This is a genomic window from Cytophaga sp. FL35 (genome assembly GCF_014349235.1).
Classification (GTDB): domain Bacteria; phylum Bacteroidota; class Bacteroidia; order Flavobacteriales; family Flavobacteriaceae; genus Euzebyella.
Map to the genome: position 1 here is coordinate 28,333 of NZ_JACSOH010000026.1, position 16,463 is coordinate 44,795.

The window sequence follows — 16,463 nt, forward strand, 5'->3', positions numbered from 1 at the left end:
ATCAGTTGGCCAAGTTTTCCCCGATCTCGATAAGGCCGTAGAAAATAACGAGCCCCACAATGGCATTGCCCACTTTACGGGCCATGTCCTGGTTCTGTTCCCTGATGATGAGAAAGGCCAGTGCCGCGATGGCCAGAAGTACACCTGCGGCAATCTTGATGATGCGGAAAATACTGTTCCCTATCTGTGCCGTACCCTGTTCCGCCTCGTTGACCTGATCGACCAGTTCATCGATCTGGGCAAAGCCGGCCGAATGGAAAGCAACAATAAGAAGTAGGGTCAGGAAGACTTTAATCGGAGTCGTCCACCTCCGGTTCCAGAGGGGACTCGGAATTTTTGATAATCTTGAATTTTTCATGTTCTGGAATTAAGGATTCATTCTGAACATCTTTATCGGACGCATTGAAAATATCCAACAGCTCGGAGCTGGTTTCATTCTCATCGACACGGTTGAGTAACTGGTCCATATCTTTATCCTTTGAAGATGTGTTTTTTACAAATATATGTGATTTTTGCATATATGAATCATTTTCCTGAACATTTTTTTCGTTTTTTGATTTTTTAAGTATGACAAAGACCCATAGGTACCACAACAGGCACAGGATACCGATGACGGCATAGACGATATGTTCCCACTGCCAATTCAAATCTTGTCGATAATTCGTTGAAGTTCCCGAATGTTTTCTTGGTGGTAAATCTCCAAGGCCTTTCGCATGATATCGTTGCGCGAGACCTTTTTTTCCAACTTGTAGCTGCATGCGCTGGCCAGTCGCTCATAGTCCTCAAAACAGGTCTTGCTCAACCTAAAGATAAACTGCTCCTTTTTGTCGATATAATTGTTTTGCTCCAGCAACGTCTCGAAATCCGTTACCTTCTTTTGTTCCCTACGGCTTAACTTTGCCAAGGGAAATGTACGTCCCGTGGCCCTATGCGTGTTACCATCTTTAACGTAATCATCGTTTCTTTCGTCTTTCCCGACCGTGCCGTGCCGTTGTTTCCTAAGTCCCTCGACCTCTTCCTTGGTATCCGTATTCTCTAGGATGGCCGATTCCAGCAAGTCCTTAACATTTACTTTTTTGCCCATTTTTAATTTTTTGAAATTCTCATGACCTCTTCCATAAATCGTTTTAGCCCCAGTTCCCCGTTCTCTTTTGTCGGGGGAATAGGAATCAGGGTATTCCGGTATCGCTCCCTGTACACGGTCCGTTCCATGACGACCTGTTCCATCATGGGCATCCCCGCTTTCGCCAAGGTTTTCCTTACCGCATTGAACTTATTGACCTTGACCAGCTCGTAGCGGTTGAAGAACAGGTTGATGGACCGCAGTACCCGATTTTCGTTCCATAGATAGTTCCGTTGCAGTGTTTTGTAGAACACCGCCGTACTGTCGATTTCCAGTTCGTCAAGGAAAAAGGGAATGAAGATATGTTCGACATACAGCAGCCCCCTTACCATTTCCTCGTTAAGGTTTCCGGGGAAATCGACGATGATAAAATCCACGGTACCATAATATTTTTTGATCAACGGTTCCAAGGTCTGGACCGTTGCCCGCTCCACGGGAAACATCGGCATTTCGGTCGAACCTACCTGTCCAAGATCTCGGTTCCTCTTTTTGTACACAGAGTACTGGGGATTATCCATGTCGATCAATACCACTTTCTTCCCGTACAAGTGGAAAAGGTTGGTGGCCAAGATGATATTCAGGGTCGTCTTGCCACAACCGCCCTTTTCCCCCGTACATGAAATTATTTTTGTTTCCATAAATATACTTTTTAAAACCATAGTATCATATGGCCATATGACACTATGAACATTTGAAACTATATCCATATATAGCATTGAATATCTATTGCACTATACGTTGCTATATAGCAATGATTGTATAATGCTATGGACATTGCTATACAGCAATTGAACAAAGCATACGTAGATTGTTGCGGACAATAATGGGGATATTGAACCTAAATCTTTTTAACGGCAAGAAATTACTTCGAATGCAAAATTTACAAGGACGATTTGAAATCTTTCATGGCCTCTGAAACCCGTTCCTCCAGCTCAAGGTATTTCTCGCGAAGCCCTTCTTGGTAGACCATATTTTCCCCAAGGTTACGTTTTTGCACGAACTCGTTATCGGGTAACAGAATCCAAATGGGATTATAGCCCAAACTGTAGAAATAGAGGATGATCTTGATGGAATTGACCATTGAGGAACCGCGCTCCACATTGGCCAAAGTTGTACGGTCCATGTTCAGGTAATCGCTTAGGTTGGTCATCGAAAACTGACTGAACCGTTTGTCTTCGACATCGTCCAATTCCACCAGTTCAAGACGTATTTCCTTTAAGCGTTCCCCGATATACCCCAAATCCTTGGAGTCCAGATTGATGATCGATTCAATGTCCATTATTCAAAATTTTCTATGGGATACGAGGAAAATTCCTCTTCAAAATTATACTCCGTCTCTTCCTGCAAAGCTGCCAAACTTTGGGACAGGGACTCATCAAGTTCCTTCCCGAAATCGTCCATGAATTTTTCTACGGCCGCCTCGGAGTTGTCGATTGATTTTGCAATTTCACCATTTATTTTCTTTTCGTCAAATATGGCGCTCTCAAGCTCTTTTCCCGTAACGGCCTTATATTCTTCTTTTACCAAGCAGTCCACTTCACCGATGATCTTGTCGAATTCGGCCTGGGCCACACGGTCCATTTCCGTACGTACCAAAAATTCCTCCACAATATAGGCCAATAACCTTTGCCAATCGGCACCCCTTGGACCAGTATTCAGTAGTTCCAGAATATCCTCCCTGAAATCGAACAGGCGAAGCTCCTTGACCACATCCTTAAAAATTCGGCGTTTGGTACCATTGGTAAATGCATTTTTGGCCGTTTCTTCCAGACGCGTACCATAAAATTCGATGTACCCGATTTCCTTGGTAAACAAGCCCGAGACGTTCTTCTGTAAATCCAGTTCCTCTATGAGCTTCATCTGCGCTTGGAACAGTTCACCGAAATTCTCCGGTTTGAAATCCTTGACAACGGGCAACTTGTGTTTCATGGCCCTTCGCTTGCCTTCGATGTCTGGGAGCAACTGGCCATAACATTTCTTTTCCTTGATCTGATGCTCGAAAGTATCGGCCACCAACCCTGCGAAATGTCCGGTAGACATGGATGCGATCTTGCTCTTGGGCAAAAGCTCCATCATCTGTGTGCTCAGATTGGTGCTTACATCTGAACTGCTCGTGTTCTTTGAGACCTTTTCTTGATGGATCTTTCCGAAAAGCTCGCTCAACCGTTTGGCCGTCTCGCCTTTGGCCGCACCACAGATAAGGTTAGCACAGTTATCATAGATGACATCGGCCAGTTCCCGGCCGTAATCCAGGATAAGCTGTCCGACGCTCTGAAGCCCCAAAATGGTGGCGATCTTGTTTTCCCTCCCGGTATCGATAATGGTCCGCAACAACATGATGAACAACGTGGGTACCTCGTCGATAAGCAATGCCATATGCCGCTTGCCAGGTTTGTTTACCCGCTTGAGAATGGTGTTCATGTACAGGCCCAAGGGTGCGGAGTAGACTTCCTTCCGTTCGGGATTGTTCTGTAGCGATACGATTTTGGGATACCGGGGATCGTTCACCTCAAGACTGAAGTCGTTGCCCGACATCACATAGAAAATTTCCTTGGTCGCAATACTAGAAAGGCTTATCTGGACCGTACTGGTCTGGCCAGACAGTTGTTCCATGGCCTCCTTTTCCAATGCGTCCCGAAAAGGAACCAATATTTGGCGTACCTCTACGTCCTTGGTCATGATTTCCATCAATATATCGATCTTTACGGTGGTCAGAATGGCCAAATGCCCCGGGGTACAGAGATACCTGCCCGTTTCTTCCGATTTTTTCTTGAGATACCAGATACAGCCCCCTGTATAACTGATGGCACTACGTGAAAAATAGTCCTGCCGTTTTATCCATTCGGGATTCAGGTTTTTCATAAGGGTCGTGGCCGTATCGATGGCATCCGACTGATTGACCAGCCCATAGGGATCCATGGGGTTGTTCCGGTGCGTCATCCGAAGGTCATCAAAACAGATTCGGTAGAGCTTCGGGAAAGGCATTTCGGAATCGTTCCCATGCTTTTTTATGGCCTCCTGTAGATAACCGTACGCCTTACGGGTCAGCGTATCAAACTTAAAATCGTAGATGACCATGGCGTATTTCTTGTCGATGAACTGGGCCATGATCTCCTCGATAACGGAAAAGGATTTGCCGCTCCCCGGAGTGCCGATGACCAACAACGCCCTGAAAAGATTGACAAAATTAATCCATCCTTTCCGTTGTTTCCCATCGTGCGAATAGGTATATGGGATATTGGCGGAATATGGGGTATCTATACGCTCCCCAGTCTGCTCGAAGGTTTCCTTCGTATCGTTAAAGGGGTCATTTTTTGCCAAGTTCATGAAGTCCAAAAACTGGAACAATCGCATCCCGAAAGTCATCAATCCCAAGTAGGCCAATGAAAGAAATATCATGGAGGCCCACATCCCTAGTTCGGAAGCACCGTGGCACCACCAAGAAACGAACAGCAAGGCCAAGGACACGAGAAAGCCCGCAACACTTTTTCTGCGACCGACTTCCTCTTTTTTGACCGGACGGTACATCATAATACCGCCCATCAGAAGCCCCAGCAAGAGCAGACGGGCGACCATGCCTTGGGACGGTAGCCCGGACCGTACTAGAAAGGAATGGATGTTATCCGAGAATCCCTGATGCCCGTAATGGAATAAGTACAGGGCATATTGCTCCCGGAATAGGATAATGGCGAAGTGGAAAGCGGATAGGTACATGCCCATATAGCCCTTGTTCTTATCTTGCATGTCCTTTTCTTTTTTGGGTTTTCCTCGGTCTGTCCATGACAGTTTTTAAAGTAGATTCACTAGCCGACAACTGGACTTTTTTTTTACCGAGATCAGTTCCTCGTTCCAATCCTTCATGGTGGGGCATTTGTCCATTTTCAGGATACCCTGTGCGAAGCATTGGGAAAGTGCCTCCACTGCCAGCCGCCAATAGGTTCTGGAATGTTGGGGGAGGGAGACTATCCTTTCCAAATCCAGTTCCCAAAGCACCTTGTCGCGATAGCAGACGGCTTTTTGAAGACCTTCGGGCATTCCGTGAGAACCTCTGGAAATCCGTTCATTGATGTAATCGGTATCCCGTTCCATGATAGCAATGGATTTGGTGAGATAGTTCAGTTTCAAACGCATCACGGGGCGTTTCCAATCCGTTTCGATGAATACCCGGTTGGACTTTCGATTGATCCAATGGCTCAAAAGAATAAGGTCGTAGCGCATCCCCTCGATATCATGGTCAAAGGCCAAAAGAAGAGGGAGCGTATGGGATGGATCTACCGTACGATTCCATTGGAGGAACTGTTCGAGTTTCCGCTCGTCGATATGGCCCGACATGGAGATGTAGAATGTTTTTGGGCAACCGTGCAGTTCATGGTAGGCCATGGCATCGAAACCGCTCTCCACACAAACTATTTTTTCTGCGTTGATATTTGGATTGGAAACGAAAAGGTATTCATAACGCTCGTTGAGGAACAAGCGGAACCTTTTCACCTTTCCGTCCTTTCTGTCCCGATAGGGCCTATTATAAAGCGTATAGTTCTTGATTTTTCCGTCCAACCCATATTTGGGAAGGGCGATATTGGCGATGCGGCCCTTGTTATCACTGACGTGGAAGGCATTGAAGATCCTGCCCTTGAAGGCTTCGGATTGGAGGGTGTTTATGGAGAGTCCGCGACCTTCCGTTAAATAGTTCGGTCTGGTCAAGGGGCCGATATGATAACGATCTTCCAAGCTGATATGCCTGTTGTTCTTTTGGTGCACCTTGGCCGGGGAAGGTTCGGGATAATCCCTTTGGATGATGCCCAGTCCCTGTTTTACGGCTTCGTAAAAATTGGCGGAGCGTTTGTGGAGGTATTTGAAAAATCGCCCCTTGTCCGAAGAGTCGTTGCGATTGAAATAGGTTACGGGATTTCTTTTTGTCTGTAGGACGAGGCGTTCCGCCTCCTTGCCAAATTCCTGTGAACCCGAACTTTTCTTGAGCAATTGGTAGCCCTGTGCGATCAGGTATCCGGGAAAATCGACCTCACGATCGATCTGGGCGATCAACCGTTTGTAGTGCTCCGGATTTTCGGCATAATTTTTCATATAGGCATGGTTTTTTTGGGAGCATTACATGCGGTTATGTCCCAAACTTTAGTCAGTAATCGAGATTTAAATGCTAAAGACTTATCTCGATAATTGTAAGTCTTTTCATTGTGAATGCCTCGTAGGGTTGCCCTGAGGTTATTTGCTTTTGTAGATAGTATGGATGAAAAGAAGGCCGTCCGTGACGGACGGCCCATTGTTAGGTCAATCGGTCAGACTTTCATGCCTCGGCCGCGCGATTTTTTTTTTTCGCCGGGGTTGACCTCAAGCTTTTTGGCCTTTTCCAAATCGACTTTTTTGGTAATAAAGGTCTGTCGGCGCGGGGACCAGGATACCAAATACGGTTTGTTCCCGTGGACTTTGCTCTTGATGACCATTTCGAGCTCCTGGCCCCTGTTGAGTGCATCGGCCTGTTTCGCCGTCAACTTTACCCCATAAAAATAGGTGTTCGTGGAAAGTGCCGGTTTGGTACGGATATCCTGTACCTTTGGCTCGTAATAGGCCAATTTTTGGAACACTTCGCCGTCGTTGGTGCTTCCCTGGAACAGCACGAACTCCTTTTTGTCCACCATGCGCTCGAACTCATCGGCGCTGAAAGTATGGTTATAGGCCCATGCCTCGTCCAGAGTTACCTTTTCATTTCTACGGTACTGGACGTCCAGTCTAGTACCCAAGTTCCGGTCATATACCATCTGTATCATTTTGGCACTTTCCTTGAGCTCGCCCTCGGAGATATAGGTGGACTCGTGGAAATGCTCCTGTCCCTCGGTCAGATTTGTGCGTACGTTCGGGAGGATTTTTTTATAGCTGATATAATGGCCCTTCAATTGTTCTTCGAGGTCTTTATAAGCAAATTTCTGGTCCTTGGATTCGATGGGTTCATAATACTTCTTTTTTTTGGGCACTTTGAACGATTGTCCCTCGTTGTTCACGACGGATACCTTTCCGTCCTTTTCTCCGGTTACGGTAGCCCGTTGCCACCGTTGGTTCACTTTTACGAAAACCTGCTGTGCTTGTTTTTCCATTTTTCAAGTTTTAAATTAAGGATTAATAAACAATTGTTAACTTTGTAATTCTGGATATGACATTTCCATTTTTCATGTCCGGAATTAAGGATTGAAGGGGGCGGGAGCGCCCCCTTTATTTATACGGCCATCCTAAAGGCCTTTAATTTTTCGGTTCCGACATAGACCCCGTTCGCTTCGAACTCCAGCCTCCAATTGGCGTGTACGGGTTTAACGATCTCAACGGTCTTGTCCATATAGTTTCGGTAATAGCTCCAGAGAAAATAGCGAAGTGCGTTGACCTCAAAGGGAATACGGCACGATACCCACTGCTTTTCCTTGGTCAGCACGATGCTCTTCCTGTTCAAAAGGGATTGGTCGGGCACCTTGTTGTATTTGATATATTCCTTTGCCAAGCTACCGTTGTATTTTAGTACCTCATTGTGCAGCTTGGCCAACGGTTTCTGCCCTTCGGGATCGAAGCGGACGGCCAAATGGTCCTTGCCCACCCGGAACAAAAAACGCGAGTCGTTGATAAAGGAAATGAGCATCAGGTCGTGGATATAGCCTTCGATCTTGGATGATCCGGTAAAACTGAGCACCATTTTTTTCAGCTTCGTACGCTTCAGGATCTGCACCAGTAGTTTCGAGGTCTCGTAATTGATGTTGGATATCGTAAGGTAGACCACATTCTCCAATCGGAACCTTCGATGAAAGGCCATGGCCTCCATGGGGTTGCGCAGTACCACTAAATGCTTGATGGTATCGGGGACCTTACTGAACCAAACGGATTTGGAAATATCGCTTTCCGCTATCAGGGAAAGCTTCCCTTCCTTGTCCATGGCATATCCCGTAAGGGTGTTGGCTAAGTTTCGATAGGGGAAATACAATTGGCCCTCCGGATTTTCGTAGATACAATCTTGGAAAATGTCGGAACCGACGCCTGCTAGGATTTTCGGCCTTAGGGAAAGTTCCTCGGTCAGTGCTTCAAAATGATTGAAACCGATGTCAACAACTTCAAGTGAATTTTTGGAGCCGTCATTTAGAAAAAATTCCGATTTTTTTTCAAGCTCTACATAGAAATCCTCGATTTTAGTCCACAGACCCGTTCTCGCCTCTGCATCCGTTCGGGAAAGCCGTTCCAATATAAAGTCAAAAACGGTCAGTTTTGTCTTGGGTCCGCTCGGTTTGTAATAGCGATATCCGAACTCGGTCCTTATGACGATATACTGCTCCTTCCCGATTTGGTAGCATATAATGGTACTCGTTTTTCGTTGCACCACAAGCCCAAAATAATCCATTAGGGCCGGTAGATCCAGCGTTGCATCAAATTTTCGCCATGTGTTATTCATATTTGTAAAAATTACATATATTTGCAATAATTACTACAAATATAAGTAAAATTTGTAATAATCAAAATTTTGTCAAGATTCTTCGCAATAAATTCGTTATGAGCACATGGAAGAACATTAAAAAATCTTCGATTGGTTGGATAAAGGGATACGCCCAAAAAGTGGGCGGCATCACCAATTCCACGGATAGCGGTCATTTTACCCCACAGAACAGCAGTTACTGGATTTTTGTCGGGGTGTTCTTTCTTTGTATCGCCGCCAATCGATTTTTTTACAATAATCCCCAAAATACCAAAGACCTTGGAAAGCTAACAAGGCAAATAAACAAACCCATGACCGAGGAATCAAGGGAAGACCTGATCTATCAACGGCTCAACGAATTATTGCACGACTTGGAAAATTTCGAGCAAATGGACCGGTTAAAACCGTTTTTGCCCTTGCGCCCGGAAATCTTGGACAGTGTGCCCTCGACGGTTCCCCTGTTCCGGGAGCACTATGTACTCTCAAGTTCCTATGGAAACCGCCACCATCCCATCCATCAGGTCACTAGGAAGCATTTTGGGGTCGATTTGGCGGCGGAAAAGGATACCCCGATCTATTGTACCGCTGCCGGAAGGGTGGCCCATATCGAAAACAATCCCAATGGGCATGGCCTGCATGTCATCATTTCACATGCCTATGGTTTCAGTACCCTATACGGGCATATGGAATCCGTGGCGGTCGAACTCGGGGAAGCACTCGATGCCCATGATTTTGTCGGAACCGTTGGGAGTACGGGGATTTCCACTGGCCCCCATCTGCATTACGAAGTCATTAAGGACGGCAACAGGATAAATCCCGCACCTTCATTCAATATAAAATATGAGGCGTATTCCAATTTAAAAATCGATTGAACCGATAGCCATGAAATCGTACCTCACTATTCGCAATTCCATTAAACTCTTCCACAGGATCAAAAATTTTGTGTCCCGATTTTTGGACCCCGACTTCAGTGCATTTAAAAAATTTGAATTTAAGGCCGTTCCGACCGATCAATTGAACGACCTCAGAAAGTTGCAATATGTCCGTGATCTCAAATTGGCCGAATCGGGTTTTATCAATACGGCACTGAAAGAGCAGTTGGCCCTTTTAAAAAGTAAAGACCGGCTGTTCCAAAAAGACCGGAATATTACCCCTATAGGTCGCATATCCATCCATGAAAACGAAAATAAGCTGATGAAACTGCTATTGGGCTATAATAGTGTAGAGAATAGGACATATATATCCTTTACCCATGTGAACAATTGTCCGGTCTGGCGCAACTATTCCATTTCGCTACTAAAGGAAAGAGTTCAACACCTGTATCCTTCCAGATCCGATCATTTGTTTATGAAGCACAGGTATTTCCAAAGGGATGTCGACCATTTGGATATGCAGACCAAAAACAGGCTGCTCCACCTTTTCAACGATACTTTAAGTAATATTTACTCATACAATCGGCATCTACAAAATGGCATCCAAACTCTAGGGCCGCCTGGCGATAAACTACCCAAATTTTCCAAAACGTTGCCTATTCAGATCGAACAAGGCTTGGAGGGACTCTTCGTTCCCGCAACCCTAGGAAAAAACGTGGTCGTACTGGTGCCATATCTAAAAGTCGCCAATGAAAAAAATCGACGCTACCTCTCGGTAAAGGAGTTCCGATCCCTGCTCGGACAAAAATCGATAACCGTTTTGGCCGAGACCAAATACGGCGTTTCCCTCGGCATTCATGGGAACAGATTATACCTAAAGGCTACGGACAGTATAAGAGGTATCGATGCTTTAAAGCAATGGACATTGCTGGATGATTTTTTGGAATCCAAAAGCGCACCCAAACGGTTAAAGTACGAGGTCGTCAAAAACCTTATCGAGAAGAAAGACTTTCTCATAGATGTGGACAAGATTCCCTTGCGGCAGACCAATGATACCCTACTGCTAAAAAAGCATTACGGTTCAGGTAAAACCTACTTTGCATTGTCGAAAAACGGCAAGAAACCAGAACTCAAGGAATATAGGCCCATTGCCAATCTAAAAAGCAAACATCCCGAATACTACCATAGCTATAGGGAATATATGAACCATACCAATCCCTTGGAACCATTGGGGACAAAGAAAAAAAGACAAATTAAAATTTCCATTTGAACCATGCTTTTTGAGATAACGATTTTCGATATAAACGGCCGTCCCCTACTACGGGATGCTTTCCTTATGGACAGTATTACCACGTTGTTGGATTTTACTTCGGATATATTATCACCATGTAGCCAAAGCACCGAGAAAGAGGCCTATGAGCTTTTCATCCGCTCCGAAAAGGGTCGACACGTTTTCTATCGCTTAGATTCACTTGACGGCGTGATGCTGTTCAAGAACGCCTTGTACGAACACCTTATCGAATTGAACGAAACTCCATGGCGAAACATCGAATACACAATTGATTTTACACCGTCGAACAAACCTTAAAAAATACAATCCATGACACAGGAAGAACTATTGCTTACCTCGGAAACCCAAAGGTTCCGAACTGAACATCCGGAAACGATCAAGGACTGGGAGCGCCAGCTTGCCAGCGGGGAATGCGGTCCCGACCTTCATTTTTGTTTTTACGCGTTGGAGGCCTATCCGAACCTTACCGCCCGTTTGGATGCCGCGGAATACCGTTTTGATTTTGCCATCAATGCCCATATCCTGCACGCCAAATTGCAGGAACAGTTTCTTGAGGACGGCCACATCATGCCCCTTGCGCTGGAACATGCCAATGAAGCCCTGTCGGACATCTATCGGGCCCTGAACGAAAAACACCCAAAGGGAAGGGCGGAGATTCTGAAATCGCTTCAATAGTCCGGGATGAAACAGGAACATTTGGCCCAGATCGTTGCCTTGATAAAGGCATCGAATCCCAAGAACTATTATATCAACAATTCCGGACTTGCCAAGTTGGGGGAACTGTTGTTCTATCCTCCCTCCGGAAAAGAGGAGCAAGGGAAACAGTTGCTGCGGACGATTGAACAGGCTTTTCCGGAGACCTTCAGGGAAATCCTGGATTCGTTGCGGCGGTACCATCTGACCAGCTACTATACGCCCAAGACCCTTATCGAATATAAAATCGGTCTTCTAAAAAAGAACGGGTTTGAACCCAAGACCATACTGGAACCCTCGGCGGGCAATGGGGCCTATGTGCAGGAATTGAAAAAGGCGTTCCCCGAAGCCCAAATCACGGCTTTGGAACCTGATATCCTATCCTTTGAGATCCTCAAGTCCAATAACCAAAAAAACGACCGTGTAACCGTACTGAACACCACTTTTGAGGATTTTTTTCTGGATTTAGGGGATAAGACCCGTTTCGATTTGGTCATGACCAATATCCCTTTTGGCGACATTCCCATCACCAAGGCCTATCGACACGATTACCTGACGGAAGGTCCGCTCAAGAATGTGGGCAATTATTTTAATTTTTATGCGCCGAAGATGGTACGCCATGACGGTATCACGGCCTTGGTTACCTCTTCGGCCTTTGCCGAGCGAAGTGCCTACAATGACTTTAGGGAGTCTATATTGTTGGAGAACGACCTACTCCTGGCCAACCGTTTCAACACCGATCTGTTCGTAAAGGAGGGCACCAAGGTCGTATCGGATCTATTGGTTTACCGAAGGACTTCCAACAAAAAAACGCTGTCCGCCGACGAAATGGATTTTGCGGATACCGAAGCCGTTGAACTGGAAGGTCAATCCTTTCTGACCAATCTTTTTTTCAAGAACAATCCGGGGAACGTCCACGGTAAGCCCAAGCTCGGCTTTTTCCACAGCAGGCCAAGTATGGTCGTTGAACCCAACGAAATACTCCTGTCCAGTTTTCTGGAAGGACAATCCGATGGTTTCAAGTTCGAGGTCGGTCCGGCACCTTTAGATATACCGAAAAAACCGGAACCCTTGCCAAAGGAGGCCATAGCCGAGGAACAAACAACAGCACCACCAACGCCTCCTATCGTCGATACGGTTTTACCTCCGATTGCCTTGCACGATAAAGAAGCCAAACAATACTCCCGATTGTTTTTTGGTACCTACAATTTTAACAAGAAGGGCGAAGTGTTGTTTTACACCGACCCACAGAGCACAAGAAAGGTACCCCATAAAATCAGGGAATTGGTGGCGGACTATGCCCGTATGCGGAACGAGCTCGTACTGCTCAACCTCAATATCGAAAAAAGGGAACTTCCGGAGCAAGAAGTTGCCCGACGCTTCCAGGACCTGGACTACCAATTGGACACCTTCCATTTTAAGTGGGGATTCCTGAAGGGGCATCTCATATTTCTGAAGGACGACCATTATTTCGAGCAGGTCCGCCAACAGTTTGAGAAAAAGGAGGACGGAAAGGGTTATGGCAAAAATCCGTCGTTTACCTTGGAACGATTTCTAAAGGCTCCTCATACTAAGGCAAAACCCAATGAAACTGTTCCTGCCGAAACTGGCCCAGATTTATCCAACTCGAAGGAACCACGATTCGAGAATCCCGAACAAATGGCTCGTTACCAATTTGACCATAACGGACAGATCGATATAGCTGCCATGGCAAGAGCCTTCAAGACCACCGAAAAGGAACTGTTGCTTGACGGGTTGGAGACCCGTTCCTTTTTTTTGGAGCCCGATACGGAATCCGAAGCGGGCTATGCCTTAGTCCCTTATTTTTTATTTTCCAGTGGCTATATCCAGGACAAAATCGAACATGTCAGGAAGCATCCTCCGCCATTCGGAATCGAAACGGAAATAATGGAACGGGCGTTGACGGAACTGCTTCCCGCAAAGTTGGACCTGGACGATATCGAGTTCAATTTCGAAAGCCATTTTATTCCTATTTCCGCAAAAGAGTCCTTTTTGGAGGAACTCATAGGCGAGAAGGTTCAGATCAATATGGCGCAGTTCAACTCCACCTTGACCTTGATGTTCCCAAGGGACTTTAACCAAGAGGCCCACGAACGATTCAGTGTGGTGCTCCGCCATGAGGTCAAGGCGAACTATAAACGGATATTGCAACATTTTGCGGAAAATAGGTATCCGGTCATTTTTACTTCCTACAAGGACCGATCTGGAAAGACCATTAGGAAATTGGACAAGGATGCCACCTTGATGGCCCAAAATCTTTACGAGGAGCTGCAGCTCCACTTCAAGTCCTTTATCGAAGGGCGGCAAGAGTTGAAGGCCACCATTGAGAACAACTATTACCAGGCCTTTTTGGCCGATGTCAATATCACGGTGCCCAAGGGATGGCTCACCTTTCCCGATACCTTGGTCTACCCGCCCTACCAGCATCAGATCGACTCCACCCTCTTCGGGCTTACCAAAGGGAGTGCCTTGAACGATCATCAGGTCGGAAAGGGCAAGACCCTATCCATGGCCATGCTGGCCCATAAGCTGAAACAGCACGGGAAGAGCAGGAGAACCCTGCTATTGACCTTAAAGAGTGTGGCCCCCCAGATCGAGGCCGAGATCAGGGCCAATTTCCCCCAACTGATCATCCTCCGATTAAGTTCGAAGAACATGGCAAAGGACAAAAGGACCAAAACATTGAGAACGATCAAAAACCATAGGGCGATCGACCTTATCATCGCCGAGCACGGCCATCTAAAACAGATTCCCAAATCAAGGCATTTCGTCATGGATATCCTTGGGGAAAAAATCGACATGATTGAACAGGACCTGCAAACTGCGAGGGAATACGGAAATATCAAGGAATCCAAAAAACTGATTAAGGGCCTGATCAAAAGGAAGGAACATTTGGAGGACAAGCTACAGGCGACCCTTAAAAAATTGGAGGAACGGTCCGGGGAGACGGAAACGACCCTGACCGATCTAGGCATCGAGGCCTTGATGATCGACGAGGCCCATTATTTCAAGAACATCGGTTTCACGACCCGACACCAGAACGTTTCCGGCCTCAACAACCATTCGGACAGTCAAAGGAACCTAGATCTCGAAATCAGCATAAAATCCATCCACCATAGGATGGGTCCCGACAAAAACATCTTTTTTTATAGCGGTACCCCTTTGAAAAACTCGGTCACCGAACTGTATGCCTACCAGCGCTACCTTACCCCTGCGGCACTGAAGCGCAAGAACATCTTCAATTTCGATGCCTGGGCCTCGATTTTCCTGAAGCAGAGCGTTAGCATCGAACCGAATATTTTTGGCGATCCGAGGATGCACGCTCGATTTCGATACTACACCAACCTGCCCGAACTGAGCAAGATGTATAACTCCTTTACCCATATCTGCAGGGACAAACATTTCAGGACCCATGACCTTGAGGTTGATAGGGAATTTATCATTTTAGAGTCGACACCAGCCTATGAGGAACTCAAACAGGCCTCGCTCAGGTTTACCAAGGATCGGAACCAAAATGCCCTGTTCAAGGTTCCCATTTACAACGAGGATCAAATGAAGTCCGCCCACATAACGGCACTCAATATCAACCGGTCCCTTTTGATCGACCCTTTGGCAAAGGACAATCTCGCCATTGATTTTTCGGAACTCGATCAGTTCAAACTCCAGCGTCTGTGCCGGGATGTCGCCGGGCTTTATAAAAAAACATCGGAACACAAAGGGGTGTGCTTGGTGTTCTCCGACCTGAACGTTTGGAAACCTGGACAATATAACTCGTATGAAACTGTCCGTGAAATCCTTCGGGAAGACTATGGCATTCCAGCCCATGAAATTGCCTTGGCCCAAGAGGAAAAGGCGAAGAACAAAACGGATTTCATGCAAGAAAAGATACGAAATGGAGAGATTAGGGTGGCACTCGGTAGTACACAGGTATTGGGTACGGGCACGAATATCCAAAAACGGGTCGTAGGCATCTTCCATATGGACATTCCCTATTCCCCAGATGCCTTCGACCAACGTGCCGGACGGGGCCTGCGCAAGGGAAATGAAGTGGCCCAAATCTATGGCAATACGGTGGTGGAGCGATTTTACGGCATCAAGGATTCCACGGACATCTTTTCCTATTCGTTGAATACCCATAAAGAAAGATTTCGGGAACAGATCAGGGAGGCCGATCCGAACAAGCGCATTTATGACGACCTCGTTCCCGATGACAAGAGCCTGTCCTATGAACAGATGCAGGCCGCGTTGATTGGAGATATGGACCAGTTTCAACTCGTCAAGCTTTCGGATGACCTAAAGTTTCTACAATCGCAAAAGCGGTTGCACGAGCTCAACAAGGCCAATTCCTTCAAAGCCATCGAGCGCATCGAAAAGGAAAACAAACATATTGTTTCCCAAGTGGCCGATTTGGAGAGGGCGCAAAATACGATCAGCCAGCTGAACCTGCCCATGGATGAAATCGAACCCGAGGACATGGGCCAGTTGCAAAGAAGTTTGCTAGGTCTCGTTTCGGGTTCCGAACTCGAATCGCGTGTCCATAACATAAGGGAACCCAAAACATTTTTCAAAGGATTGGGCCTGGCGATGGTCGAACGGTCGAATTTGAACCTGAACATACAAAAGCACAAGCAAGTTGCCCGCTTGCAAACCCTGAACGCCAATTTGGTCTTTCAAGCGGAATATGTTCCCTCAAACCACAACTATCTCTATTGCTATCGGCTAGAGTTCAGGAATATCCACATCGCTGGCAGAAAACAGCAACGGTTCGATCCGGAAAAAGTGGCCCTGCAACTCGTCAAGCTATGTCAAAAGGTAAAACGGGAAATCAGCTCCAAGAAATTCGATCTGGACTATAACCTACGTTCGATGGAGACCCATAGAAAGAAAACGGCCATTGGCTTCCCTCGGGAAAAAACGGCCAAGATGCAGGTATTAAGACAGGATATCAAAGAGCTCAAACGAAAAAGGGCAGTCAAAGTCTAACCGCGGCAAAGACTATTTCGT

At 46.4% G+C, this 16,463-nt stretch carries 14 protein-coding genes; 5 read left to right on the forward strand and 9 right to left on the reverse strand.

Going from position 1 to position 16,463, the window contains the following annotated elements; translation table 11 throughout:
• Position 1: 1 nt before the first annotated feature.
• The 9 genes from BIZ36_RS17040 to BIZ36_RS17080 all read right to left on the reverse strand — a co-directional run bounded on the left by BIZ36_RS17040 (position 2) and on the right by BIZ36_RS17080 (position 8,561).
• Positions 2 to 358, reverse strand: coding sequence for a hypothetical protein (locus tag BIZ36_RS17040; protein ID WP_187459107.1), 357 nt, complete (start codon positions 356 to 358; stop codon positions 2 to 4).
• The gene (locus BIZ36_RS17045) at positions 291 to 518 is read right to left on the reverse strand and encodes a hypothetical protein (protein ID WP_187459108.1); all 228 of its coding nucleotides are present in this window, start codon (positions 516 to 518) and stop codon (positions 291 to 293) included. The genes BIZ36_RS17040 and BIZ36_RS17045 overlap by 68 nt, the downstream gene beginning before the upstream one ends.
• 125 nt (positions 519 to 643) lie before the next feature.
• Positions 644 to 1,084 (reverse strand): hypothetical protein, encoded by a 441-nt coding sequence (locus BIZ36_RS17050; RefSeq protein WP_187459109.1) that lies wholly within the window; start codon positions 1,082 to 1,084, stop codon positions 644 to 646.
• A 2-nt stretch (positions 1,085 to 1,086) separates the two neighbouring features.
• Positions 1,087 to 1,830 (reverse strand): ParA family protein, encoded by a 744-nt coding sequence (locus BIZ36_RS17055; RefSeq protein WP_187459110.1) that lies wholly within the window; start codon positions 1,828 to 1,830, stop codon positions 1,087 to 1,089.
• 173 nt (positions 1,831 to 2,003) lie between these two features.
• A complete protein-coding gene (locus tag BIZ36_RS17060) occupies positions 2,004 to 2,402 on the reverse strand; it encodes a hypothetical protein (protein ID WP_109649945.1) in 399 nt (132 codons plus the stop codon).
• Complete coding sequence (locus tag BIZ36_RS17065) at positions 2,402 to 4,867, reverse strand: type IV secretory system conjugative DNA transfer family protein (protein ID WP_187459111.1); 2,466 nt, start codon at positions 4,865 to 4,867, stop codon at positions 2,402 to 2,404. The genes BIZ36_RS17060 and BIZ36_RS17065 overlap by 1 nt, the downstream gene beginning before the upstream one ends.
• Before the next feature lie 45 nt (positions 4,868 to 4,912).
• Positions 4,913 to 6,166: a toprim domain-containing protein gene (locus BIZ36_RS17070; RefSeq protein WP_187459112.1), complete on the reverse strand. Its 1,254-nt coding sequence runs from the start codon at positions 6,164 to 6,166 to the stop codon at positions 4,913 to 4,915.
• Between the two features lie 251 nt (positions 6,167 to 6,417).
• The gene (locus tag BIZ36_RS17075) at positions 6,418 to 7,230 is read right to left on the reverse strand and encodes a hypothetical protein (RefSeq protein ID WP_119648309.1); all 813 of its coding nucleotides are present in this window, start codon (positions 7,228 to 7,230) and stop codon (positions 6,418 to 6,420) included.
• Between the two features lie 119 nt (positions 7,231 to 7,349).
• Positions 7,350 to 8,561 carry a hypothetical protein gene (locus BIZ36_RS17080; RefSeq protein ID WP_121848330.1) on the reverse strand — a complete coding sequence of 404 codons (1,212 nt, stop codon included), beginning with the start codon at positions 8,559 to 8,561 and terminating at the stop codon, positions 7,350 to 7,352.
• A gap of 98 nt (positions 8,562 to 8,659) precedes the next feature.
• Here BIZ36_RS17080 and BIZ36_RS17085 point away from each other — a divergent pair, with 98 nt between their 5' ends.
• The 5 genes from BIZ36_RS17085 to BIZ36_RS17105 are packed head-to-tail and all read left to right on the forward strand — an operon-like array spanning position 8,660 to position 16,442.
• Positions 8,660 to 9,454, forward strand: coding sequence for a M23 family metallopeptidase (locus BIZ36_RS17085; protein ID WP_187459113.1), 795 nt, complete (start codon positions 8,660 to 8,662; stop codon positions 9,452 to 9,454).
• Positions 9,455 to 9,464: 10 nt separating this feature from the next.
• Positions 9,465 to 10,724, forward strand: coding sequence for a hypothetical protein (locus BIZ36_RS17090; protein WP_162987842.1), 1,260 nt, complete (start codon positions 9,465 to 9,467; stop codon positions 10,722 to 10,724).
• Between the two features lie 3 nt (positions 10,725 to 10,727).
• Positions 10,728 to 11,042: a hypothetical protein gene (locus BIZ36_RS17095; protein WP_121848333.1), complete on the forward strand. Its 315-nt coding sequence runs from the start codon at positions 10,728 to 10,730 to the stop codon at positions 11,040 to 11,042.
• A 12-nt stretch (positions 11,043 to 11,054) separates the two neighbouring features.
• Positions 11,055 to 11,420, forward strand: coding sequence for a hypothetical protein (locus tag BIZ36_RS17100; protein WP_121848334.1), 366 nt, complete (start codon positions 11,055 to 11,057; stop codon positions 11,418 to 11,420).
• Positions 11,421 to 11,426: 6 nt separating this feature from the next.
• Positions 11,427 to 16,442 carry a helicase-like domain-containing protein gene (locus BIZ36_RS17105; protein ID WP_187459114.1) on the forward strand — a complete coding sequence of 1,672 codons (5,016 nt, stop codon included), beginning with the start codon at positions 11,427 to 11,429 and terminating at the stop codon, positions 16,440 to 16,442.
• Positions 16,443 to 16,463: the final 21 nt, after the last annotated feature.